At 71.3% G+C, this 22,422-nt stretch carries 22 protein-coding genes and 1 pseudogene; 13 read left to right on the forward strand and 10 right to left on the reverse strand.

The window, feature by feature from the left end; translation table 11 throughout:
• Positions 1–60: 60 nt before the first annotated feature.
• A complete protein-coding gene (locus ABLE68_RS12680) occupies positions 61–729 on the reverse strand; it encodes a hypothetical protein (RefSeq protein ID WP_348871763.1) in 669 nt (222 codons plus the stop codon).
• A 133-nt stretch (positions 730–862) separates the two neighbouring features.
• On the opposite strand from ABLE68_RS12680, the gene ABLE68_RS12685 reads away from it, so the two are divergent.
• From ABLE68_RS12685 to ABLE68_RS12705, 5 genes are all read left to right on the forward strand, one after another.
• Positions 863–1,645: a sulfite exporter TauE/SafE family protein gene (locus tag ABLE68_RS12685; protein WP_348871765.1), complete on the forward strand. Its 783-nt coding sequence runs from the start codon at positions 863–865 to the stop codon at positions 1,643–1,645.
• Entirely contained in the window at positions 1,642–2,265 is a 624-nt protein-coding gene (locus ABLE68_RS12690; protein WP_348871766.1) for a YigZ family protein, read from the forward strand. The genes ABLE68_RS12685 and ABLE68_RS12690 overlap by 4 nt, the downstream gene beginning before the upstream one ends.
• 70 nt (positions 2,266–2,335) lie before the next feature.
• On the forward strand, positions 2,336–2,650 hold the full coding sequence (locus tag ABLE68_RS12695) for a pyridoxamine 5'-phosphate oxidase (RefSeq protein WP_348871767.1): 315 nt from the start codon (positions 2,336–2,338) through the stop codon (positions 2,648–2,650).
• Positions 2,647–3,384: a VOC family protein gene (locus ABLE68_RS12700; RefSeq protein WP_348871768.1), complete on the forward strand. Its 738-nt coding sequence runs from the start codon at positions 2,647–2,649 to the stop codon at positions 3,382–3,384. The genes ABLE68_RS12695 and ABLE68_RS12700 overlap by 4 nt, the downstream gene beginning before the upstream one ends.
• Complete coding sequence (locus ABLE68_RS12705; protein WP_348871769.1) at positions 3,381–3,899, forward strand: DinB family protein; 519 nt, start codon at positions 3,381–3,383, stop codon at positions 3,897–3,899. Before ABLE68_RS12700 ends, ABLE68_RS12705 begins: the two co-directional genes overlap by 4 nt.
• Position 3,900: 1 nt before the next feature.
• Here the strand turns inward: ABLE68_RS12705 and ABLE68_RS12710 are convergent, their stop codons facing one another.
• Complete coding sequence (locus ABLE68_RS12710; RefSeq protein WP_348871771.1) at positions 3,901–4,728, reverse strand: winged helix-turn-helix transcriptional regulator; 828 nt, start codon at positions 4,726–4,728, stop codon at positions 3,901–3,903.
• Between the two features lie 88 nt (positions 4,729–4,816).
• Here ABLE68_RS12710 and ABLE68_RS12715 point away from each other — a divergent pair.
• A pseudogene (locus tag ABLE68_RS12715) lies at positions 4,817–5,797 on the forward strand (MFS transporter); the annotation flags it as partial.
• A 103-nt stretch (positions 5,798–5,900) separates the two neighbouring features.
• Here ABLE68_RS12715 and ABLE68_RS12720 read toward each other — a convergent pair.
• From ABLE68_RS12720 to msrA, 3 genes are all read right to left on the reverse strand, one after another.
• Entirely contained in the window at positions 5,901–7,238 is a 1,338-nt protein-coding gene (locus ABLE68_RS12720) for an ABC1 kinase family protein (RefSeq protein WP_348871772.1), read from the reverse strand.
• A gap of 40 nt (positions 7,239–7,278) precedes the next feature.
• Positions 7,279–7,638 carry a YciI family protein gene (locus ABLE68_RS12725; protein WP_348871773.1) on the reverse strand — a complete coding sequence of 120 codons (360 nt, stop codon included), beginning with the start codon at positions 7,636–7,638 and terminating at the stop codon, positions 7,279–7,281.
• A gap of 87 nt (positions 7,639–7,725) precedes the next feature.
• Positions 7,726–8,364 (reverse strand): peptide-methionine (S)-S-oxide reductase MsrA, encoded by a 639-nt coding sequence (gene msrA / locus ABLE68_RS12730; RefSeq protein WP_348871774.1) that lies wholly within the window; start codon positions 8,362–8,364, stop codon positions 7,726–7,728.
• Positions 8,365–8,491: 127 nt separating this feature from the next.
• Here msrA and ABLE68_RS12735 point away from each other — a divergent pair, with 127 nt between their 5' ends.
• From ABLE68_RS12735 to ilvA, 3 genes are read left to right on the forward strand one after another with little or no spacing between them, the layout of a single operon-like run.
• Positions 8,492–9,655: a cystathionine gamma-synthase gene (locus ABLE68_RS12735; protein WP_348871776.1), complete on the forward strand. Its 1,164-nt coding sequence runs from the start codon at positions 8,492–8,494 to the stop codon at positions 9,653–9,655.
• A 24-nt stretch (positions 9,656–9,679) separates the two neighbouring features.
• Complete coding sequence (locus ABLE68_RS12740; protein WP_348871777.1) at positions 9,680–11,026, forward strand: AI-2E family transporter; 1,347 nt, start codon at positions 9,680–9,682, stop codon at positions 11,024–11,026.
• Positions 11,019–12,233 (forward strand): threonine ammonia-lyase, encoded by a 1,215-nt coding sequence (gene ilvA / locus ABLE68_RS12745; RefSeq protein ID WP_348871778.1) that lies wholly within the window; start codon positions 11,019–11,021, stop codon positions 12,231–12,233. Before ABLE68_RS12740 ends, ilvA begins: the two co-directional genes overlap by 8 nt.
• Positions 12,234–12,257: 24 nt before the next feature.
• On the opposite strand, the gene greA is transcribed toward ilvA, so the two are convergent.
• Positions 12,258–12,764 (reverse strand): transcription elongation factor GreA, encoded by a 507-nt coding sequence (greA, locus tag ABLE68_RS12750; protein WP_348871779.1) that lies wholly within the window; start codon positions 12,762–12,764, stop codon positions 12,258–12,260.
• Positions 12,765–12,946: 182 nt separating this feature from the next.
• The gene (locus tag ABLE68_RS12755; protein WP_348871781.1) at positions 12,947–13,348 is read right to left on the reverse strand and encodes a DUF4307 domain-containing protein; all 402 of its coding nucleotides are present in this window, start codon (positions 13,346–13,348) and stop codon (positions 12,947–12,949) included.
• 29 nt (positions 13,349–13,377) lie between these two features.
• On the opposite strand from ABLE68_RS12755, the gene mca reads away from it, so the two are divergent.
• Together mca and ABLE68_RS12765 are read left to right on the forward strand one after the other, a co-directional pair.
• Positions 13,378–14,271: a mycothiol conjugate amidase Mca gene (mca, locus tag ABLE68_RS12760; RefSeq protein WP_425475625.1), complete on the forward strand. Its 894-nt coding sequence runs from the start codon at positions 13,378–13,380 to the stop codon at positions 14,269–14,271.
• A 12-nt stretch (positions 14,272–14,283) separates the two neighbouring features.
• Positions 14,284–14,547, forward strand: a complete 264-nt coding sequence (locus ABLE68_RS12765; protein ID WP_348871782.1) for a hypothetical protein — start codon at positions 14,284–14,286, stop codon at positions 14,545–14,547.
• A gap of 206 nt (positions 14,548–14,753) precedes the next feature.
• Here ABLE68_RS12765 and ABLE68_RS12770 read toward each other — a convergent pair whose 3' ends face one another.
• Genes ABLE68_RS12770 through ABLE68_RS12780 form a run of 3 tightly spaced genes read right to left on the reverse strand, consistent with a single transcriptional unit; the run spans position 14,754 to position 17,930 of the window.
• A complete protein-coding gene (locus tag ABLE68_RS12770) occupies positions 14,754–15,764 on the reverse strand; it encodes an AraC family transcriptional regulator (RefSeq protein ID WP_348871783.1) in 1,011 nt (336 codons plus the stop codon).
• Between the two features lie 51 nt (positions 15,765–15,815).
• Complete coding sequence (locus ABLE68_RS12775) at positions 15,816–16,256, reverse strand: SRPBCC family protein (protein ID WP_348871784.1); 441 nt, start codon at positions 16,254–16,256, stop codon at positions 15,816–15,818.
• 33 nt (positions 16,257–16,289) lie between these two features.
• Positions 16,290–17,930: an acetyl-CoA acetyltransferase gene (locus tag ABLE68_RS12780; protein ID WP_348871786.1), complete on the reverse strand. Its 1,641-nt coding sequence runs from the start codon at positions 17,928–17,930 to the stop codon at positions 16,290–16,292.
• 96 nt (positions 17,931–18,026) lie between these two features.
• Here ABLE68_RS12780 and ABLE68_RS12785 point away from each other — a divergent pair, with 96 nt between their 5' ends.
• Positions 18,027–21,140, forward strand: a complete 3,114-nt coding sequence (locus ABLE68_RS12785) for a M36 family metallopeptidase (protein WP_348871788.1) — start codon at positions 18,027–18,029, stop codon at positions 21,138–21,140.
• A 71-nt stretch (positions 21,141–21,211) separates the two neighbouring features.
• On the forward strand, positions 21,212–22,393 hold the full coding sequence (locus ABLE68_RS12790) for an alcohol dehydrogenase catalytic domain-containing protein (protein ID WP_348871790.1): 1,182 nt from the start codon (positions 21,212–21,214) through the stop codon (positions 22,391–22,393).
• Positions 22,394–22,422 lie beyond the last annotated feature (29 nt).

Genomic DNA, 22,422 nt, shown 5'->3' on the forward strand with positions numbered 1-22,422 from the left:
GTGGCACGGCGGACGGGTTCAGACCGTGGAACGGCCGAACCCGTCCGCGCGCCGCTGCGCTCAGACCGACTTCAGGGCGAGTGCCGTGAGGTCGACCGACTTCGGGATCGACGGGGCAGAGGTGTCCATCGACATCGCGGTCGCGTAGACGATGAACTTGCCCTTGCGCACGAAGAGCATGTTGAAGACCGAGGAGGTCGTCTGGCCCGCGATCCGGCAGGTCGACCGCATCTGGTAGCCCCAGCGCTCGTCGCCGAGCGTGAACTTGATCTTCGTCATCTTCGAGGTGCAGTCCGGCTTGCCGCCGCCACCGCCGCCGCCACCGGAGCCGCCACCGGTCGGGCAGTCCTTGGTGTACTTCGCGTAGCCGTGGAGGTAGGCGATCGCCGCCTTCGGGGTCGGGAACTCGTAGGCCTGGACCGAGATCATCGGGTGCTCACCGTCGACCACGTAGACGTTCGGGTCGCCGGAGCTGTAGTCGGGCGAGTACGACGCGGACCTGCCGCTCGCACCCTTGATCACCTTGGTGGTGCACTTCTTGGCAGGACCGTAGACCTGCACGGCCGACTCGGAGGCGGTGCCGCCGTCGAGGTGCGGGTAGATCCTGGCGACCTCGTCGATGGTGGGGACGTCCACGGTGCCCGCGGTGGCGGACGACGCGAGGACGGTGACGGTCAGGGCGGGGGCGGCGAACGCGATCAGCGTCCGGCTCAGCCAGCGGCGGTGCATGAGGGTCTCTCTTTCGTGGGGGGTTCGGCTTGGTGGGGAGACCATGTCGCGGCCCTCTTGGAGCCGACTGGGGGTCGGCTTGGAGTCTCGATACGCTCGCTGACGCTCGCTACTCGACCACCGAAAGAGGCAGATGACCGACGTCTCCGCCACCGTGCTCGCCCTGCTCGGTCTGGCAGCGCTCGCGGCGGGCTTCGTCGACGCGGTGGTCGGCGGTGGCGGGTTGATCCAGCTGCCGGCGCTGCTGCTCGGGATGCCGAGCGCCGCGCCCGTGCAGATCCTCGCGACGAACAAGGTCGCCGCGTTCAGCGGCACGACGGTCAGCGCGGCGACGTACTACCGCCGGATCCGCCCCGATCCGAGGACGTTCCTCCCGCTGATGCTCTTCGCCTTCGCCGGGTCGGCCGCGGGCGCGCTGGTGGCCAGCCAGATCCCGCGGGACGCGTTCGAGCCGATCGTCCTGGTCGCGCTGATCGTGGTCGGCGCCTACGTGCTCCTCAAGCCCGACCTCGGCGAGGAGACGGTCCTGCGGTTCTCCGGCCACCGGCACCTGATCGCCGCCATGGGCACGGGCCTGGCGATCGGCTTCTACGACGGCGCCCTCGGGCCGGGCACCGGCAGCTTCTTCGTCATCACCCTGGTCGGCCTGATGGGCTACAGCTTCCTCGAGGCGTCCGCGAAGGCGAAGCTCGCCAACCTGGCCACCAACCTCGCCGCCATCCTGGTCTTCGCGCCCCAGGGCGCGATCGTCTGGAAGGTCGCGGTGGTGATGGCGGTCTGCAACGTCGTCGGCGGGTACGTCGGGGCGCGCACCGCCGTCTCCCGCGGCGCTCGCTTCGTCCGGGTCTTCTTCATCGTCGTCGTGTCTGCGTTCATCGTCCGGATCGGCGGCGACGTGTTCGGCGTCTGGTCATGAGCAGCTACCTCACGATCGCGCGCGACGCCGAGGCGGAGATCGAGGTCAAGCGGTCCCGCTTCCTCTGCACGCTGGTCCGGGTCGAGGACGAGGACGCCGCCCGCGCGGTCGTCGACCGGCTCCGCAAGGAGCACTGGGACGCCCGCCACCACTGCTCGGCCATCCGGATCGGGCAGGTCGAGCGCTCGTCCGACGACGGGGAGCCCGCCGGCACGGCCGGCGCCCCGATGCTCGAGGTGCTCCGCGGATCCGGGGTGAGTGACGTCGTCGCGGTCGTCACCCGGTGGTTCGGCGGCACGCTCCTCGGCGCCGGTGGCCTCGTCCGTGCGTACGGCGATGCCGTGCGCGCCGCCCTCGACGAGGCGGGCACGCTCCGTCGCGTGCTGGTGCGCGAGCACACGCTCGAGCTCGACCACGCCGACGCCGGGCGGGTCGAGAGCGAGCTGCGCGACCGCGGCATCGCCGTCCTCGACACGTCGTACGCCGCCCGGGTCGAGCTCGTCCTCGGCGTACGACCCCACGACGAGCCGCGGCTCGCGGCTCTGGTCGCCGAGCTGACCGGCGGCGGCGCGGAAACCACGGTGGCAGGAGAGCGCTGGGTCGATAGCCTCGAGGCATGAGCCCCACCCCACGAAATCGCGGGCTTCCCCCGCTTCGCTCCTCCATCCCCCGATTCCGCGGGGACCCCGGATGAGCGTTCTCGTCGACCTGGCAGACCTGCCGAAGACCCTCGCCGACTTCGACCGGGGCTACCTGCTGACCTCGAAGGACGGCCGGGTGAAGGCGGTCTCCGTGCGAGCTGTCGTCGAGGGAGACGCGCTCGTGGTCGTCACCCCGGGTCGCGGCTCGGTGGCCAACGTCGGCGCCAACCCCGAGGTCACGCTGCTCTTCCCGCCGCTCACCGAGGGCGGCATGAGCCTGCTCGTCGACGGGACCGGGGCCGCCGAGGGCGACGACGTACGGATCACGCCCACCGGCGCCGTCCTCCACAAGTCCGTGGCATGACGACCACCCCGTTCTGGGTCAGCGCCTTCCTCGACCTCCCGGCCGACGGCTTCGACGAGGCCGTCGCCTTCTGGCAGGACGTCACCGGCTACGCGCTCTCCGAGCGGCGGGGGAGCGACGGTGAGTTCGCGACCCTGGTCCCGCCCGACGGCGACGACTACCTCCGGGTGCAGCGGGTCGGTGACGGGGACGGCCGGATCCACCTCGACCTCCACGTCGAGAACCCGCAGGTCGCCGCCGAGGCCGCGATCGAGCTCGGTGGCCACGTGCTCGTCCGCCACGAGGAGGGCTACGTCGTCCTCCGCTCGCCCGGTGGCTTCGTCTTCTGCTTCGTGCGGCACGAGGCCACGCGACGACCCCGCCCGACGACCTGGCCGGGCGGACATCGCTCGATGGTCGACCAGGTCTGCCTCGACGTGCCGCCCACGGCGTACGACGTCGAGGTGGCGTTCTGGCAGGACCTCACCGGCTGGGAGCTGACCGACGTCGACAGCCCCGAGTTCGAGCGGCTCCAGCCGCCCGACGAGCAGCCGCTGCGCTGGCTCGTCCAGCGGCTCGACGACGACGGTGGCGAGGTCCGTGCGCACCTCGACCTGGCCACCGACGACCGGGACTCCGAGGTCGCCCGTCACGTCGCGCTCGGCGCGACGGTCGGGCCGGCCAACGACGAGTGGACCGTCCTCACCGACCCGGTCGGGACGACGTACTGCATCACCTCGAGGAGCCCCCGATGACCGTCGACCGGATCGACCCGCCCCTCGCCGCCGACGAGAAGGCGACGCTGGTCGGCTACCTCGACTACCACCGCGACACGCTGCGGTTGAAGACGGCCGGTCTGAACGCGGACCAGCTCGACATCTGCCTCGCACCGTCGACGATGACGCTCGGCGGGATGCTCAAGCACCTCGCCTTCGTGGAGCACTGGTGGTTCGACTGCGTCTTCGAGGGCCACGAGTACGCCGAGCCGTGGGCCTCGGTCGACTGGAAGGCGGACGCCGACTGGGACTGGCACAGCGCCACCGAGGACACCCCCGAGGAGCTCCGGGCGATGCTCGACGACGCGGTCACCGCGTCGGACGCGATCATCGCCAAGGTCGCCGACCTGGGTCAGCTCTCCGTGCGGGCCGGACGCGCCGGCACGCCGTTCTCGATGCGCTGGATCCTCGCCCACATGGTCGAGGAGTACGCCCGCCACAACGGCCACGCCGACCTGATCCGCGAGTGGATCGACGGCGAGGTCGGGGAGTAGGTCAGGCGAGCGACGCGACGAGCGCGAGGGCGTCCTCGACGCTGCCGGTCACGTCGCGCACGGGGAAGAGCGTGCCGCGCACGACTCGATCCGCGTCGACGACCAGGGTCAGCCGCTTGAGCCGCGTCGCACCGGAGTGCCGGAAGGTCGGCAGCCGCAGGGCGGTCGCGAGCTCGAGCTCGACGTCGGAGACGAGCGGGAACTGGATCTTGTTGACCTCAGCGAAGGCGGCCTGCTCCTCGGCCCGCTGGGTGCTCACCCCGACCACGCCCGCGCCGAGTGCGGCGAACTCGTCGAGCCGGTCGCGGTAGGTGCACGACTCGAGGGAGCAGCCCGGGCCGCCGGGCACGGCGTCGATGCCGGGGAGGGCCGTGCCGGGATAGCAGTAGACGACGGTGTACGCCGCGTCCGCGACCGGGTCCTCGCGCAGCGACGGCACCCGCGTGCCCACGAGGGCCGCGACCCGGTGGGCCTCGGCGCTGTCCGGTCCGGCCGTCGCCTGCGTGGTCCCGTCACCCAGGACCCAGGTGTCGCCCCACTCCTGGAGTGCCGCGAGCACGGGCAGGGCCGCCCGCCCACGCGGCGTGAACCGGTAGTCGTGGCGGTCCGGGTGCTCCTGGTAGCGCACCTTCTCGAGCACCTCGGCGTCGACGAGGGAGGCCAGCCGCTGCGCGAGGACCTTGCGCGAGATGCCGGTCCCGGCGAGCACCTGCTCGAAGCGGGTGCTGCCCCGCGCGACCTCGCGCAGCACCAGGACCGACCACGCGTCGCCGAGCACCCCGACCGCGTGCGCGACCCCGCAGTCGTCCTCGGGGGTGCGGTGGGCCATGTCCGCATCCTAGAGTAAGTCTCTAATAGAAACTGAGGGCGAGGAGGTCGACGTGCGTGACGTGCCACGGGTGGTGTGGGCGCTGGCGGTGGCCCGGTTCGTCGGTTCGACGAGCTCGTTCCTCATGCTCTTCCTGACCCTCTACCTGACCGGCCCACGCGACCTGCCGGTCGCGGTTGCGGGTCTGGTCGCGGGGACCTCCGGCGTCGGACTCCTCCTCGGCAGCTTCACCGGCGGCCGGTGGGGCGACCGGCACGGCCACCGACCGGTGCTGCTGGTCACCTCGGTCGCAGCGGGCGGGTTGGTGCTCGCGGTCCCGTGGCTGCCCGTGGCAGCGCTGGTGGTCGTGCTCCCGGTGTCGTCCTACCTTGCGGCGACCTCGAGCGTCTCGACCGGAGCGCTGATCGCGCTGGCGGTGCCGCGCGGGGACCGGCGTACGTCGGTGGCGATCGGCCGGGCGGCGTCGAACGCCGGCTTCGTGCTCGGTCCGCCGCTCGGAGCGCTGCTCGTCTCGCAGAGCTACGCCGCCCTCTTCGTGGTCGACGGCGTGCTCACGGTCGTCGTCGCCGTCGCCGTGTGGTCGTTCCTCCCGACCGAGGAAGCGACCGGACCCGTTCTCGGCGACGGGCCGAGCCTGCTCACCGCCCTGCGGGCCGACCGGGCGCTGGTCATCCTGCTGAGCGCCGTCGTCCTGGTCGACCTGGTCTATCGCCAGCTCTACACGACGCTGCCCCTGCATCTGCGCGACGAAGGGCAGCCCATCGGGCTCTACACCGCCCTCATTGCCGTCGGGTCTGGCCTCATCCTGGTGCTGGAGGTGCCTGTGGCGCTGTGGCTGCGCCGGCGGTCGGCCTACCCGATCATCGCGACGGGCTACGCGCTCGTCGGCGTCGGCACGGCGATGTTCGGGCTGCCGGTGACCGTGGGGGTCGCCGTCCTCGCCATGGTGGTGCTGACGGCGGGCGAGATCCTCTACAAGACGACCGCGACCGCCCACGTGCTGGACGCGGCGCCCGACCACCTGGTCGGGCAGTACCAGGGCCTCTACTCCGGGGCGGCCACCAGTGGCACCCTGCTGGCCGGGCCGATCGGGGGAGTGGTCTACGCCGTCGCACCGGCCGCGCTGTGGCCGGCGTGCGGCGTCGCCTGCCTCGCGGCGTCCGGGCTGGTGCTCAGCTCGGCTCGGCGAAGCCGGGCAGGTACTCGGTCAGGATCGCCCGGAAGGGCACCTCGGCCTCGAGCTGGCTCAGGATCCCGATCGCACCCAGCCAGGTCCGGTGGATCAGGAGGTACGACGGGGGCAGGTTGATCTTCAGCGCCACCGTGTACGACGGGTCCCGCGGGTTGTTGACCCGCTGGAACTGCGCCTGCATCCACTCCCGCGAGAACTGGAACCGCTCGACCTGAGTCGGCTCGACGAAGGGTGACAGGTAGTCGAGGAGCAGCGCGGGGTCGATCGAGGTGCGGTCCTTGATGAACCCCTCCTCGCGGAGCCCGGCCAGCAGGGTCTCGTCGTCCTCGATGGCGGCGATCCGGATGAGCGAGCCCATCGCGAGCGGCAGGGCGCCGTCCGCGAGCCGCGCCACGGCCCCGAAGTCGAGGATGCCCATCCCGCCGAGCTGCCCCTGCTCGGTCGGCAGGATCCGGAAGTTCCCCGGGTGCGGGTCCGCATGCAGCATCCCGGTGCGCGCCGGACCCTCGACGAGGAACCGGACGAACAGCTCGCCGTAGTGGTTGCGCTCCTCCTGCGTCCCGGACGCGATCACGGCGGCCAGCGACGAGGTCGACTCCATCCACTCGGTGATCAGCGTCGTGTCGCCGGCGGCGACCACGTCGGGCACGACGAAGTCCGGGTCGTCGCGGAAGGCCTCGGCGAAGGTGCGCTGCGCCTCGGCCTCGAGCCGGTAGTCCAGCTCCTCCTCGGTGCGCGCCTGCATCTCGGCGATCAGCGGCTTGACGTCGATCCCCGGGACCAGGCTGCCCATGGTCCGGGCCAGGCGCGAGAGCTGCCGCAGGTCGGAGCGGAGCGCGTCGCCCGCGCCGGGATACTGCACCTTCACGGCGACGTCGCGGCCGTCGTGCCAGCGTCCCTGGTGCACCTGGCCGATCGACGCGGCGGCGGTCGGGCCGCCGTCGAGCCAGACCAGCTGCTCCTTCCAGTCCTGGCCGAGGTCGCGGGCCAGGGCCTCGCGGACCTGCTGCGTCGGCATCGGCGGCGCGGAGTCCTGGAGGCGGGTCAGCTGCTCGCGGTAGGGGCCGGCGATCTCCTCGGGCAGCGCCGCCTCGAGCACCGACAGCGCCTGGCCGAACTTCATCGCCCCGCCCTTGAGCTCGCCCAGGGTGCGGAACAGCTGCTCGGCCGTGCGCTGCTGGATGTCGCTCATCACGGCCTCGGCGGGCTTGCCGCCGATCCGCTTGCCGAGCCCGAGCGCGCTGCGTCCGGCGTACCCCAGCGGCAGCGCGGCCAGCCTGGCTGTCCGCGACACGGCCTTGCGGGGGAGCTCGGTCACCTGTCCAGTCTGACAGCAGGGCAATGGCCGGGGGTCATCGTCAGTCGCTCATCGGCCCGGACTTGAAGCGCCGGACCTCCTGCGGCCACCCGCAGCCCTCCGCGACCCGGCCCGCCCAGTACTCAGCGGTCTTCCGATCGGGGACGTCGACGACGCAGAAGCCGCCGAGGTGCTCCTTGGTCTCGACGAACGGACCGTCGGTGATGAGCAGCGTCCCGCTGGTCGCGTCGGCGCTGAAGGCCTCGTCGACCTCCTCCTCGAGCCCGCCGCCGAAGACCCACACGCCGGCCTCCTGCATCTCGCGGGCGACCGCCATCGAGGTCGGGCCGCGCGAGATGAACCACTCCTCGGAGTGGTCGCCCACCCACTGCTGGTTGAAGAAGATCAGGTACTTCGCCATGTCTGCTCCTCAGGTCAGCGGTGGGCCGGTCGCCCACCTCCACCCGTTCCACGAACGGGCAGAGGCGGATACGACAGCGTCAGACGGTCAGGCGGGGAAGCTGACGCCGGTGTTGCTGTGGCAGCGGTAGCCGAACGGGTTCTTCGCGAGGTACTGCTGGTGGTGGTCCTCGGCGTAGTAGTACGTCGGGGCCTCGCGGATCTCGGTGGTGATGTCACCGAGCCGACGCCGGCTGAGCTCGTCGCCGTAGACCTTCGTCAGCTCGCGGGCGGTCTGCTCCTGCTCGGGGCTGGTGAAGTAGATCGCCGAGCGGTACTGCGTGCCGACGTCGTTGCCCTGGCGGAAGCCCTGCGTCGGGTCGTGGACCTCGAAGAACTTCTTCACGAGGTCGGCGTACGACACGACCGACGGGTCGAACACGATCCGGACGGCCTCGGTGTGGTTGGTCGCACCGGAGCAGACCTCCTCGTACGACGGGTGCGGGGTCGTGCCGCCGGCGTAGCCGACCGACGTCGACCAGACACCCGGCAGCTGCCAGTAGATCTCCTCGGCGCCCCAGAAGCAGCCCAGGCCGAAGAACGCGACCTCGTAGCCCTCGGGCACCTCGTCGGTGACGAGGGGCGCGTCGAGGACGCGGTGCTTCTCGGAGAGGGGGAAGTTGCGCTCGCTGCGGCCGGTGAGGGTCTGCTCGGGGGCCACCAGCTGAGCCTTGCGGGTGAGGAACACGGGTTCTCCTTCTTTCGGAGTGATGATGCACAGTCTGTAACAACGGCGGTGACCGTGGCGTTCCCGTCCGACGGTGGTTGAGGAAGGCGCTCTGCGCCTGTCTCGAAACCCCCGTTAGCCTCGACCCATGACCTCCCAGCAGCACAGGAACAAGTCGGGCTTCGAGACGCGTGCGATCCACGCCGGCTACGAGCCCGACCCGCACACGGGTGCGGTGATCCCGCCGATCTACGCGACCAGCACCTACAAGCAGGACGGCGTCGGCGGCCTGCGCGGCGGCTACGAGTACAGCCGCTCGGCCAACCCGACCCGCACCGCCCTCGAGGGCAACATCGCGGCCCTGGAGGAGGGCGAGCGCGGCTTCGCGTTCGCCTCGGGCCTCGCCGCTGAGGACACCCTCGTCCGCGCCCTGTGCCGCCCCGGCGAGCACGTGGTGATCCCGGACGACGCGTACGGCGGCACGTTCCGGCTCTTCGACAAGGTCGAGAAGGTCTGGGGCCTCGACCACAGCCCGGCGCCGGTCTCCGACCTCGACAAGGTCGCCGCCGCGATCCGCCCCGGCGAGACGAGGCTGGTCTGGGTCGAGACGCCCACCAACCCGCTGCTCAACATCGGCGACATCGAGGCGCTGGCGACGATCGCCCACGACGCGGGCGCGCTGCTCGTCGTCGACAACACCTTCGCCTCGCCGTACCTCCAGCAGCCGCTGAGCCTCGGGGCCGACGTCGTCGTCCACTCGACGACGAAGTACTGCGGCGGCCACTCCGACGTCGTCGGTGGCGCGCTCGTCGTCAAGGACCTCGACCTCGCCGAGAAGATCACCTTCCACCAGAACGCCATGGGTGCGGTCGCCGGACCGTTCGACGCCTGGCTGACCCTGCGCGGGCTCAAGACGCTGGCGCTGCGGATGGAGCGCCACTGCGACAACGCCGAGAAGGTCGTCGACTTCCTGACCAGCCACCCGAAGGTCGGCGAGGTGATCTACCCCGGCCTCGAGACGCACCCGGGCCACGAGGTCGCCCAGCGCCAGATGAAGAGGTACGGCGGGATGGTGTCGTTCCGCGTCACCGGGGGTGAGTCGCACGCGCTCCAGGTCTGCGAGCGCACCGAGGTCTTCACCCTGGGCGAGTCGCTCGGCGGTGTCGAGTCGCTCATCGAGCACCCGGGCCGGATGACCCACGCGAGCGTCGCCGGCACCGATCTCGAGGTGCCGGGCGACCTGGTCCGGCTCAGCGTCGGCATCGAGACCGCCGACGACCTGATCGCCGACCTCGAGCGTGCGCTGGACTAGGCGCTGTATGGGTACGTTGTCGCCGTGAGCAACGACGCTGACGGGCCGCTGGTGCCCGACGAGCCCGCATCCTCTCGGCGTCGGCTGCCGAGGATCAACCGGCGACATCACCCGACCTCCGAGACCGAGGAGCGCGAGGCACGCCTCGCGGCCCGCATCGCGCACCAGTTCACGCAGCTGCGCGACGAGCGGCAGGCGCAGCTGGACATGCCGGTGGTGGCCGGCGGATCGACGCCGGTGAGCCGCCAGGTGCCGTGGGGCGTCGACCTCGCCGCCGCGTGGGCGTGGCGGTTCCTGGTCATCGTCGCCGCCGCGGGGGTGATCTTCCTGGCGGTCGGCTTCCTCGCCGAGGTCGTCCTGCCGGTCGTGATCGCGCTGCTGATCACCGCTCTGGTCATCCCGATCGTCGACGGGCTGACCCGGATCGGGATTCCCCGCGGGCTGGCGGCGCTCGGCGTCGTGATCACGGGCATCGCCTTCGTCGCGCTCCTGCTGACCCTCGCGGGCCAGCAGATCGCCAACGGAGCCACCGACCTCGCCGACCAGACGGTCGCCGGCCTCGGCGAGATCAAGGACTGGCTCAAGGACGGCCCGCTGCACGCCAGCGACTCGCAGATCAACGACCTGATCGACCGTGCCCAGGACGCGATCACCAAGCAGTCCGACAGCGGTCAGGTCGTCGGCCGGGTCACCGAGGTCGGCTCGGCGGTCGGCCACGTGTTCGCGGGCTTCTTCATCGTGCTCTTCTCGACCTACTTCTTCCTCGCCGACGGCGAGCGGATCTGGGCCTGGATGGTCCGTCTGTCGCCCCGCGCCGCGCGCGGCCACGTCGACAGCTCGGGCCGGGTCGCCTGGATCTCGCTGACCCAGTTCGTGCGGGCGACCGTGATCGTCGCCCTGACCGACGCCATCGGCATCGCGGTGGGAGCCGCGGTCCTCGGGGTGCCGTTCGTGCTCGCCATCGGCGTACTGGTCTTCCTGGGCGCCTTCGTCCCGCTCGTCGGCGCGACCGTCGCCGGCACCGTCGCGGTCCTGGTCGCCCTGGTCGCCAACGGCCCGATCACGGCCCTGCTGATGCTCGCCGTCATCATCGGCGTCCAGCAGCTCGAGGCACACGTGCTCCAGCCGTTCCTCATGGGCCGGTGGGTCTCGGTCCACCCGCTGGCGGTCATCCTCGCGATCGCCGCCGGCATCCTGATCGCCGGGATCGCGGGTGCGCTCGTCGCCGTGCCGATCGCCGCCGCGGTCAACGCCGTCGTCCAGCACCTCGCGTCGTACACCAGTCCAGGGGACGATCCCGTGGAGGAGCTGGAGGAGGACTACGAGGAGACCGGGGAGACGGTGTCGATCGAGGGGGACCCCGATGAGTGACGTGCCGACCGTCAGCCTGGCCGACATCGAGGAGGCCCGCCGGGTGCTCGACGGCGTCGCCATCGAGACGCCGATGGAGGACTCGCGCTGGCTCTCGGCGCTCGCCGGCGGACCGGTCTCGCTCAAGTGCGAGAACCTCCAGCGCACGGGGTCGTTCAAGACCCGCGGCGCCTACGTCCGGATCTCCCGGCTCTCGGCCGAGGAGCGCGCGCACGGGGTCGTCGCGGCGTCAGCCGGCAACCACGCCCAGGGTGTCGCGCTCGCCGCGCAGCTGCTCGGCATCAAGGCCACCGTGTTCATGCCGGAGGGCGCGCCGATCCCGAAGGAGAAGGCGACGCGCGGGTACGGCGCCGACGTGGTCTTCCACGGCCGCTACCTCGAGGACGCGATGGTGGGGGCGCGGGCCTTCGCCGAGCGCACCGGCGCGGTCTTCATCCACCCGTTCGACCACGTCGACATCGTGGCCGGCCAGGGGACTGCCGGGCTGGAGATCCTCGAGCAGGTGCCCGATGCCCGGACGGTGATCGTGCCGACCGGTGGCGGCGGTCTCCTGGCCGGGATCGCGATCGCGGTCAAAGCGCTCCGTCCCGACGTGCGGATCGTCGGTGTGCAGGCCGCCGGCGCGGCGGCCTATCCCGGCTCGCTCGCCCACGGTGGCCCGCTGCCACTGGCGTCGATGAGCACGATGGCCGACGGCATCGCCGTCGGTCGCCCGGGTGACATCACCTTCGCCGCCGTGCGCGACCACGTCGACGAGGTCATCACCGTCTCCGAGGACTCGCTCGCCCGCGCGGTGCTCGCGACGCTCGAGCGCGCGAAGCTGCTCGTCGAGCCGGCCGGTGCCGCCGCGGTGGCGGCCGTGCTCGACCACCCGGACGCGTTCGAGACGCCTGCGGTGGCGGTCCTCTCCGGCGGCAACATCGACCCGCTGCTGCTCGGCAAGGTGATCCGGCACGGCATGGCCGCGGCGGCGCGCTACCTCAACCTCCGGGTCTGCATCCCGGACGTCCCCGGCGGGCTCGCGCACCTGCTCACCGACGTCAGCGAGGCCGGCGCCAACGTGCTCGAGGTCGCCCACGAGCGCATCTCGCCGTCACTGCACCTCGACGAGGTCGAGGTCCACCTCCAGCTGGAGACCCGGGGTGCCCCGCACACCGAGCTGGTCCTGGCCCGCCTCCGCGAGCACGGCTACCGCGTCTTCGAGTGATGCGCCGACTCGGCTGTGCTCGGGTCAGCCCGTGTAGGGCACCGCGTCCAGGACGACGACCTTGAGCTCCTTGCCGTTGGGCGCCTCGTAGGCGACGGTGTCGCCCTTCTTGGCGCCGGTGATGGCGGAGCCGAGGGGTGACTGCGGGGAGTAGACCTTGAGGCCCGCGTCGGAGTCCTCCATCTCGCGGGCGCCGAGGAGGAACGTCTCGGCGTCGTCGTCGTCATCGCCCACGAACTTGTAGGTGACCTTCATGCCCGGGCCGACGACACCGTCGTCCGCGGGGGTCTCGCCCACCTCGGCGCGCTCGAGCATGTCGGCGAGCTGGCGGATCCGGCCCTCGAGCTTGCCCTGCTCCTCGCGAGCGGCGTGGTAGCCGCCGTTCTCCTTGAGGTCACCCTCGTCGCGGGCAGCGCTGATCTTGGCGATGATCTCCTGGCGCACGGGACCCTTGAGGTTCTCGAGCTCCTGCTGGAGCTTGTCGAAAGCCTCCTGGGTCAGCCAGATGGTGCCCTGGTCGGACTGCGTCATGGGTCTACTCCTGCTTGCATCGAGGTACGGCGGTACTCGCCGCCGATCGTCGGTGGGTGTCCTGAGGTCGGCCGCGACGGCCGCACGAAATAACGCGCCGGGCCGGTCGCTGGACGGCCCTGCGGGACAGTCAGACCGGCGAGTCTAACAACCGGACCCCGCGAACGCAGGTCGAGCGGAGGTCAGCGGGGCCGGTTCTGCCCCGGCGCCGTGCAGCCGATCAGCTCGACGGAGCTCGCGCGCCGCTCGGTCCGGATGTCCTGCTCGGTCCGGCCGTCACCCGTGGGGGTGAAGGGGAGCTCGCCGACCACGGTGTGGTCCTCGGCGTACGCCCGCAGCGTGCAGGTCGCGTGGACGCTCGCGTCGGTGAGGTGGATGTCGACGGTCGCGACCGCCGAGTGCTCGTCGACGACCGTGAAGCCGATCATCGAGGACTGGACCTTCGGCGTCGACTGCGCCCAGATCGTCCAGCCGAGCCAGCCGAGGAACGCAGCCGCGACGACCACCACCACGGCGACCACCACACGCCGTCGCCAGGGCCGGGGAGGGCCGTAGCGGTCGGCGAGGACGTCCTGCGAGGTCACCGAGGAATGGTCCCACCTAGGATGGACGGGTGACGCAGCACCCCACGAAGCCCCGCGCCGGCCTCCGCCTCATGCACGTCCACGCCCACCCCGACGACGAGTCGAGCAAGGGCGCAGCCAGCACGGCGATGTACGTCGCGCAGGGCGTCGACGTCCACGTCGCCACCTGCACCGGCGGCGAGCGCGGCTCGATCCTCAACCCGAAGATGGACCGCCCCGAGATCCTCGAGAACATCACCGAGATCCGGCGCCAGGAGATGGAGCGGGCCCGCGACATCCTCGGGATCCGCCAGGACTGGCTCGGCTTCGTCGACTCCGGCTGGCCCGAGGGCGACCCCAAGCCGCCGCTGCCCGAGGGCTGCTTCGGCCTGGTGCCGCTCGAGGAGGCGACCGCCCCGCTCGTGAAGCTGATCCGCGAGTTCCGTCCCCACGTGCTCACGACGTACGACGAGCGCGGTGGCTACCCGCACCCCGACCACATCAAGTGCCACGAGATCAGCGTCGAGGCGTTCAAGGCCGCCGCCGACCCGGAGCGCTACCCGGAGCTCGGGGAGCCGTGGCAGGTGCTCAAGCTCTACTACCACCACTCGTTCAACAAGGCGCGGATCCAGGCCATCCACGACGCGATGGTCGCCCACGGGCTGGAGTCACCGTGGGAGGAGCGGCTCAAGGAGTGGAAGGACGAGCCCGAGTGGGAGGCCCGGGTCACGACCCGGGTCCCGTGCGCCGACTACTTCGGCGTCCGTGACCAGGCGCTGCTCGCACACGCCACCCAGATCGACCCGGACGGCTTCTGGTTCGCCATCCCGCGGGAGATCCAGACCGACACCTGGCCGACCGAGGACTTCGAGCTGGTCGAGTCGTTCGTCGACTCCCCGACGCCGGAGGACGACCTCTTCGCCGGCATCGAGAACCCCGCCTGAGAGACTGGTCCCATGCACGCGCTCACCGCCCTTCCCCAGGTCGCCACGTTCGTGGTCTCGCTCGTCGACGACGTGCCCGACGACAACGACGTCAAGGCGGGCTGGGTCGCGTTCGCGATCTTCATCGGGCTGATCCTCGCGGTCGCCTTCCTCGGCTTCAGCCTGGTCAAGCAGCTGCGCAAGGTCGACGCCGCCGAGGAGGCCGGGCTCTACGACCCGTCCGACAAGAAGCCGGTCCCGCAGCTGCCGGTCGACGGACCCACCGACCCGCGCTAGACGTGGGCCCGGTCACGCTCGCGGCCGTGAATGAGCAGCGTGAGCCGTCCGATTGTCGTGAAATGCCAAAAAGCTGTCACCACGTGGCAAGCCAGCGAGCTGGTGGCACGGCCAGGATTGGACCCAGCACCACACCAGGACTTCGTGTTGGTCGGTGCGGGTTCCCGGGCCTGCATCGGCGAGCACGGTTCTGCGGGTGGCTCGCTTCAGCGGAGCTGCAGCTCGCGGCGGTAGGCCAGCGGACTCATCCCGAACCATCTCCTGCTCGCGCGTGAGAACGCGCTCTGCTCCAGGTAGCCGAGCTCCGACGCCAGGTGCCGCAGCGGCATGTCGGTGTCGCGCAGGTAGTTCTCGGCCGTACGCCGGCGCACGTCCTGGACGAGCTCGGCGAAGGTGACGCCCTCGTCCTCGAGCCGTCGCTGGAGCGTGCGCGGGTGCATGCCGAGCTGGTCGGCGACCGTCGCGAGGTCGACGTTGCCGCTGGGCAGCAGCCGCCGGACCAGGTCGTTGACCATCGGCACCACGCCCTGCGGCGTGAAGGGCGCGACCGCCTGCAGATAGCTGACCAGGGTGTCGTGTGTCGCGGCGTCGCTGGACAGCGGCCGGTCCAGGTCGTCGGAGCGCAGCGAGTAGCCGCAGCGTCGCGCGCGGAACTCCACCGGAGCCTCGAAGTAGCGCTGGTAGTCGCCCGGCTCGGTGAGCGGCGAGTGCGGGACGTGCACCTGCGCGGGCCGCCAGTCCTTGTCCACCAGGAGCTGGAAGACCTGGACCCCGAAGCCGAGCGTGAGCTCGATGCCCTGGGGGTACGGCGCGGCGAGCTGGTCCTTCGCGGTCCGGATGAACTCGAAGTCGGTCAGGCCGGTCCCCGGATGCGTCGTGAGCCGGGTCGCGGTCGCGGACGTGTAGGCGCGCAGGTAGCGCTCGACGGTGGCCAGCGCGGCCTTGACGGTCGGTGCGCTGCGGGCCGCGGCGCCGACCGAGCCCAGCACCTCGATGCCCTGCCGGGTCGCGAGCCGGCGTCCGAAGTCCGGCGTCATCGTGGTCTGCGCGGCGAGCTCGAGGACGTCGAGCAGCGGGACGTAGGGGATGAACTCGCCGTAGTCGCCGATCGACCTCGCCGAGATCCCGACGTCCCGGAGCAGGCGGTCAGGATCGCCCCCGAGCTCGTCGACGAGCTCGCGGAAGCCCGTCAGCGAAGTGCCCCGGATGAGCATCATGGGGAGACCCTAGGGCGGAGTCGGTCCGGGGGAGACCGCTTCCGCGACTTGCTAGTCGCTCGCGCGACGCTCGGCGACGTAGGCGAGCCGGCGTAGCGTCTCGACGTTGCGCCAGCCGAGCGGCACGTCACGGAGCACCTTGGGCACCAGGCGTGCCGGACCGCTCCGCGCGTCCTCCTCGATCACCACCCGGGTCTCGGCGCCGACCGGCTCCAGGCGGATCGTCACCTGGGCGGTGCCCGAGGGACGTGCCTTGGCGTGCAGCGTCAGCGAGCTGCCGGGCACGACCGCGATCACCTCGGTCCGGTCGTCGAGCAGTAGCGGCCAGGTCCCCACGGAGTGGTGCAGCTGTGCGCCGACCTGGGGCCAGTGGTCGTCGACCTCACGCATCCGGGACGCACCCACGACCCAGAGCGGGTAGAGCCAGCCGTCGGCGAGCACGTCCCAGACGGCCTCCGGGGTCGCGTGGATGGTGCGCGTGTTGGTTGCCATGCGCCTCCGGTACCCGAACCGCGCAGCGTTGACTCAGAGGATGGCCTCGAACTCCGCGGCGCGACGGTCGTAGTCGGACCAGTCCGGTTCGGCGTCGCGGGGCCGGAGGGCGTCCATGCGCTCGAGACCGGTGGCGACCCGGTTGCGGTCGGCGAAGGCGCGCACGTAGACCCGGCTGCCGATCGGGTCGGGGCCGGCCAGCAGCTCGAACATCTCCTCGTCGTCCTCGATCGGGTTGGCCATCACCCGCGCGCCACCGTCCTCGAGACGGGCGATCACGATGGCGGGGCCGTGGCCGTCGCGGCCGTGCTGCACCGTGTAGGTCTCGAGCGTCGCCCAGCCGTCGGGGTGCGGCTCGAACTCCGGGGCCGGCCAGGCCGCGATCTCCGCCTGCAGCTCGGCGCTGCGGTCCGGACGCCACGGCGCCGGCTCGGCGGCGTACACGCCGACCGAGCACTTCGAGAGCATCCCGCCGTTGGCCAGGACGAGAGTGATCGCGCCGGCGTCGGCCCGGCACCGTACGACGGCCTCGGCGATGGCATGCATCGAGTAGTTGTTGCCGGCGCCACCGAAGAAGGGGAGGCCGCCGGTCAGGGTCAGCCCGCGGGAGTCGTCGGGCGCGATGCCCAGCTCGTCGAGGACGCTGGAGACGGCGACCGGGAAGCACGAGTAGAGGTCGAGCGCGGTGACGTCGTCGAGCGTCGTGCCCGCCACCTCGAGGGCGTGGCGCACGGCGAGACCGGCCACGGGGTGCCGGCTGAGGTCCTGGCGGTCGAACAGGTCGCGGTTGCGCAGGTCGGCGTGGCCGCGCAGGAAGACCCACCGGTCCTCGGGGATACCGAGCCGCCGAGCGGCGGCCACCGACGTCAGCAGCACGGCCGCGCCCTGGTTGACCTGGTCGCGGGCGACGAGGAACCGCGGGTAGGGGTCGACGATCGGGCGGTTGCGGGCGGTGGGGGTGACCAGCTCGTGGGCGCTGAGCTCCGTCGGCGCGGCGGAGTAGGGGTTGGCGGCCGCGACCCGGCTGAACGGCGCGAACAGCTCGCCCATGCCCGCGGCGTACTCCTCGCGGGTCAGGCCGGTGCGCGTCCGGCGGGCGTTCTCGAACATGGCGTACTGCTCCGGCGCCTGCAGCAGCCCGTGGATGACGGTCTGCCAGAAGACCAGACCGCGCAGGCCGACCCCGCGGTCCTCGAGCTGGCCGCCGACCGTCTCGTCGAAGTCGGGCTTGTCCTCGCGGTCGGCGAAGTAGCGGGCGGTCGAGATGGCCTCGGCGCCGGTCACCAGCACGGCGTCGCGCTCACCGGCCGCGATCGCGCCCGCGAGCTCGGTCACCAGCGCCTGCGGCGACTGGCCCCCGGCCACGTCGAGGATGGCGTACGCCGGGTCCGCGCCGATCCGCTGCGCGACCGCGCGCGGGAAGTTGTCGGCCCGGCCGAGCGGCGCCTCGGAGATCGGCGTCGACGTCTCGAACTGGCGCACGCCCGCGATCGTGTCGATCGCCGCTGCGACGGCGGCCGCGTCGGCACCGGTGTCCTCGAGCGCCCGGGCCGCAGCGCGACCGGCGAGGTCGGCCGCGGACAGCCCCTCGTACCCCGGGTCGTCGATGCGCTCGGTGTACTGGCCGACGCCGACGAGGACGGGTGTGGCGGGGTCGAGATCAGAGTGCCGCATGAGCGTGACCGTATCGAGGGGTGCGCACCGAGCCCGACGTGACCTAGGGTCGGCGCAGTCTGAGTCGATGGACTCTCTGGACGAAAAGGCCCCGCCGTGTCGCGTTCGCGTTCAGCTCGTCGTCCGATCACCGCCGTCGCTGCAGGGAGCCTGGCCCTGGGACTCGCCCTGGTCGCGGTCCCCGGCGCCGATGCCGCCCGGCCGGCGGCCGCACCCGCGGCCACGCCGTCGCCGGCCCGCCCCGCCGGTGCCGACGCCTCGAGAGAGCGCGCCCCTGACAACGTCGACGTCCGGCAGCTGCCGGCGAAGCAGGCGACCAGGCGGGTCGGCGCGCTCGTGCGCAAGCAGACCCCGGCAGCCCGGGCCCAGGTGCGATCGCTCGGCCAGTTCGCGAACGTCGACTACGACCCGCTGACCGGCACGCCACGGATGCTCGGCCGCCTCGACGGCTACCTCACGGCGCCGTCGTCACTCCCGGCCCGCACCGTCGCCCTCGACTACGTCCGCTCGCACGCCGACCTCGTCGGCCTCGACGCCGCCGACCTCGGCACCCTGGTGTTCCGCAAGAACTACGTCGACACCCTCGGCCTCCACAACCTGTCGTGGACCCAGCGGATCAATGGGACTCCGCTGTTCGGCAACGGCCTGATGGCGAAGGTGACCTCGACCGGTCGGCTCCTGTCGATCAGTGGGTCACCCGTCCACGACCTCAGCGGTCTCGCCGCCTCGGCGCCCCGAGGAGAGCTCACCGCGAGCGGGGCACGCTCCGCGGCCGCCGCCGACGTGGACGGTGCCGCAGCCGCCTCGTCCGTCGACTCGAGCCGCGCCGGCAGTGCCGCCCGCACGACCTGGTCCAACGGCGACTTCGCCCAGAAGGTCTGGTTCCTGACCTCGCACGGGCTGCGCGCGGGCTGGTCGACCTACACCCAGACGGGCAGCGACGCGGCGTACCAGCACGTCGTCGACGCCACCACCGACGCCACGCTCTACCGCCGCTCGACGGTCGACCACGCGACCGGTGACGCCTACGTCTACGACTACTACCCGGGCGCCCCTGCCGGCCCGAAGAAGGACGGCAAGGTCGCCCACCCGGGCGCCCCGAAGGTCGTCAACTTCATCAAGCGGGGCTGGCTGTCGAAGAACGCCACGACCCTCAACGGCGACTCGGTGATCACCTCGGCCGACGTCGACGACGACAACCTCATCGGTGCCGGGGAGCAGTACGGCGTCCCCGGGACCAAGTCGGGTGCCACCGGCAGGCTCAAGACGTTCCCGGACACCGCCAAGGACGTCTTCGGCGGTGACGGCACCGTCGGCGACGGCCCCTACGCCGGCTTCGGCTTCTCGAAGTTCTGCTCCAAGGCGTTCCCCTGCACCTGGGACGCGCAGGCCGGGGGCTCGTGGAAGACCAACATGGCGGCCGACCAGAACAACGCCTTCTACCTCGCCAGCGCGTTCCACGACTACCTGCAGAGCGACAAGGCGATCGGCTTCACCCCGAAGGCCGGCAACTTCACCGCGGCCGGGGGTGACCCGGTCCTCCAGCAGGTCCTCGACGGCGCCGACGCCGACGCAGAGAACGGTGTGCCCGACAGCGCCCACATCAACAACGCCAACATGAACACCCCGCCCGACGGCACGCCGCCCACGATGCAGATGTACCTCTGGCACTCGCCCGGCTACCCGAACGACTACGACTCCTACCTGCCGTCCAGCGGGGCGTTCGACGCCTCGATCCTCCTGCACGAGTACACCCACGGCCTGTCCAACCGGCTGGTGGTGGACGCCGACGGCAACGGCACGCTCAGCAGCCTGCAATCGGGCTCGATGGGTGAGGCGTGGTCCGACTACTACGCCATGGACTACCTCGTCACCAAGGGGTTCGAGAAGGACACCGCCAAGGACGGCGAGATGTACGAGGGCCGCTACGTCATGGGTGGCAGCACCGACCCCGACGGCGCGTTGGTGCCGTTCCGCTCGATGCCGATGGACTGCGCGGTCGGCTCCCAGGCCAAGGCCTGCTACGACACGTACAACCCCGACGCCGACCACCAGGGGGGTTACACCTACGGAGACCTGGTGCTGGTCGCCGGGTCCCCGGAGGTGCACTCGTCGGGTGAGGTGTGGGCACAGACGCTGTGGGACATCCGCAAGGCGTTCGGCCACCAGGTCGCCGACACCCTGATCACCCGCGGCATGTCGCTGTCGGCCACCAACCCGACGATGCTCGACATGCGCAACGCGATCATCCAGGCCGACCAGGTCGCCTACGGCCAGGCGCACACCACGGCCCTCTGGAAGCTCTTCGCCAAGCGCGGGATGGGCTACTACGCGGGCGCCATCGACGCCGGCGACACGGAGACCGCCGAGGACTTCCACACCCCGCCGAGCCCCGCGAGCGCGCAGGGAGTCATCACCGGCACGGTCACCGACACCAACACCGGCGACCCGGTCGCGGGTGCGACCGTCATGGTCGCCGGCTTCGGGACGAAGTACGTCACGACCACCAACGCCGGCGGGGAGTACACGCTCGGCGGTGTGGTCGCCCTGTACGCCGGGACCTACCCGAAGGTCGTCGTCAGTGCGCCCGGCTACTTCACCTCGTCGCAGGCCGTGACCGTGCCCGCGACCGGTGGCAGCACGACGGCCGACTACGCGGTCAGGTACGACTGGGCGGCGACCGGTGCCGGAGCGTCCGTCCTCGACTTCAACGGCCCTGACTACACCGACTACGGGTGTGGTCCTGCCCAGGCGCTCGACACCCTGTTCGGCACCGGCTGGGGCTCGGCCTCCGGCACCGGTGACGAGCCGAGCCCGACGTTCGAGCCCAAGCACCTCGAGATCAAGCTGCCGCAGGCCGTCGACATCGCCTCGTTCGGCGTCGACCCGACCTCGACGTGCGGCGACGCAGGCAGCGCCTCCACCGGCGACTACCGGATCGAGGTCTCGGTGGACGGCACCCTGTGGACGCCGGTCACGCCGGCTGGTGCGCACTTCGGGATCGACGACCGCGGCACGTTGAACGAGGTCACGCCCACGACGCCGGCACTCGGCGTCCGCTACGTCCGGTTCACGATCCTGGGCAACCAGGTGCCGGACGCGTCGGGGAAGAGCTACGAGGAGACCTGCACCGCGGACCCGGGCTCCTACGACGGGTGCACCTTCGCGGACCTCACCGAGCTCGCGGTGTTCGGCACGCCGGCTTCCTGAGGCCCTGACCTCGCAGCATGGACCCACGGCTCGTGGGTACCTCGTCTCTCCCGACAGAAACAGGTGGAGAGATGAAGGCAGTGACGTGGCAGGGCACCCGCGACGTGCGAGTCGACGAGGTGCCCGACCCGACGATCGTCGACGGCACCGACGCGATCATCCGGGTCACGACGACCGGTCTGTGCGGCTCCGACCTGCACCTGTACGAACCGCTGGCACCGTTCATGACACCGGGCGACATCATCGGCCACGAGCCGATGGGCGTCGTCGTCGAGATCGGTCCCGAGGTGAAGGACCTGAAGGTCGGCGACCGTGTCGTCGTCCCGTTCAACATCAGCTGTGGCTCCTGCTGGACCTGTTCGCAGGGTCTGCACAGCCAGTGCGAGACGACCCAGAACCGCGACCAGGGCACCGGCGCCAGCCTGCTCGGCTTCAGCAGCCTGTACGGCGCCGTACCCGGGGGCCAGGCCGAGCTGCTGCGCGTGCAGTTCGCCGACTTCCTGCCGATCAAGGTGCCGGAGGGCCCGGTCGACGACCGCTTCGTCTTCCTGTCCGACGTGCTGCCGACCGCCTGGCAGGGCCTGCGCTACGCGGACCTGCCCGACGACGGGACCCTGCTCGTGATGGGGGCAGGTCCGATCGGGGAGATGGCGACCCGGATGGCCCTCCACGAGGGTCACCGCGTGATCGTGGTCGACCGCGTCGCGGAGCGGCTGGAGCGGGTGCGTGCCCGGGGCGCGGAGACCATCGACTTCGACGAGGTCGACGACCTGGCCGCCGAGGTCCGCGACCGGACCTCCGGCCGCGGCGCCGACGCCGTGATCGACGCCGTCGGCATGGAGGCCAGCGGCAACCCCGTGGCCGAGAAGATGATCAAGGCCGTCGGCCTGCTGCCCGACGCCGTGGCGCGCCCGCTGATGACGTCGATGGGCTTCGACCGCCTTGCGGCGCTGCACGCCGGCATCGACGCCGTACGCCGGGGTGGGACCGTCTCCGTCCTCGGGGTCTACGGCGGCGCCGCCGACCCGATGCCGATGATGCAGATGTTCGACAAGCAGCTCCAGCTGCGGATGGGGCAGGCCAACGTCCGGGCCTGGACCGACGACCTGATGCCGCTGCTGCTCGACGACACCGACCCGCTCGGCACCGAGTCGTTCGTGACCCACCGGCTGCCGCTGGCCGAGGCGCCGGCGGCCTACGAGTCCTTCCGGCTCAAGCAGGACGGCATGATCAAGGTCGTCTTCACGCCCTGACCGGAGTCGGTCTGGGTCGTCTCTGCAAG

The sequence above is a fragment of the Nocardioides pollutisoli genome, assembly GCF_040045055.1.
GTDB lineage: Bacteria > Actinomycetota > Actinomycetes > Propionibacteriales > Nocardioidaceae > Nocardioides > Nocardioides tweenelious.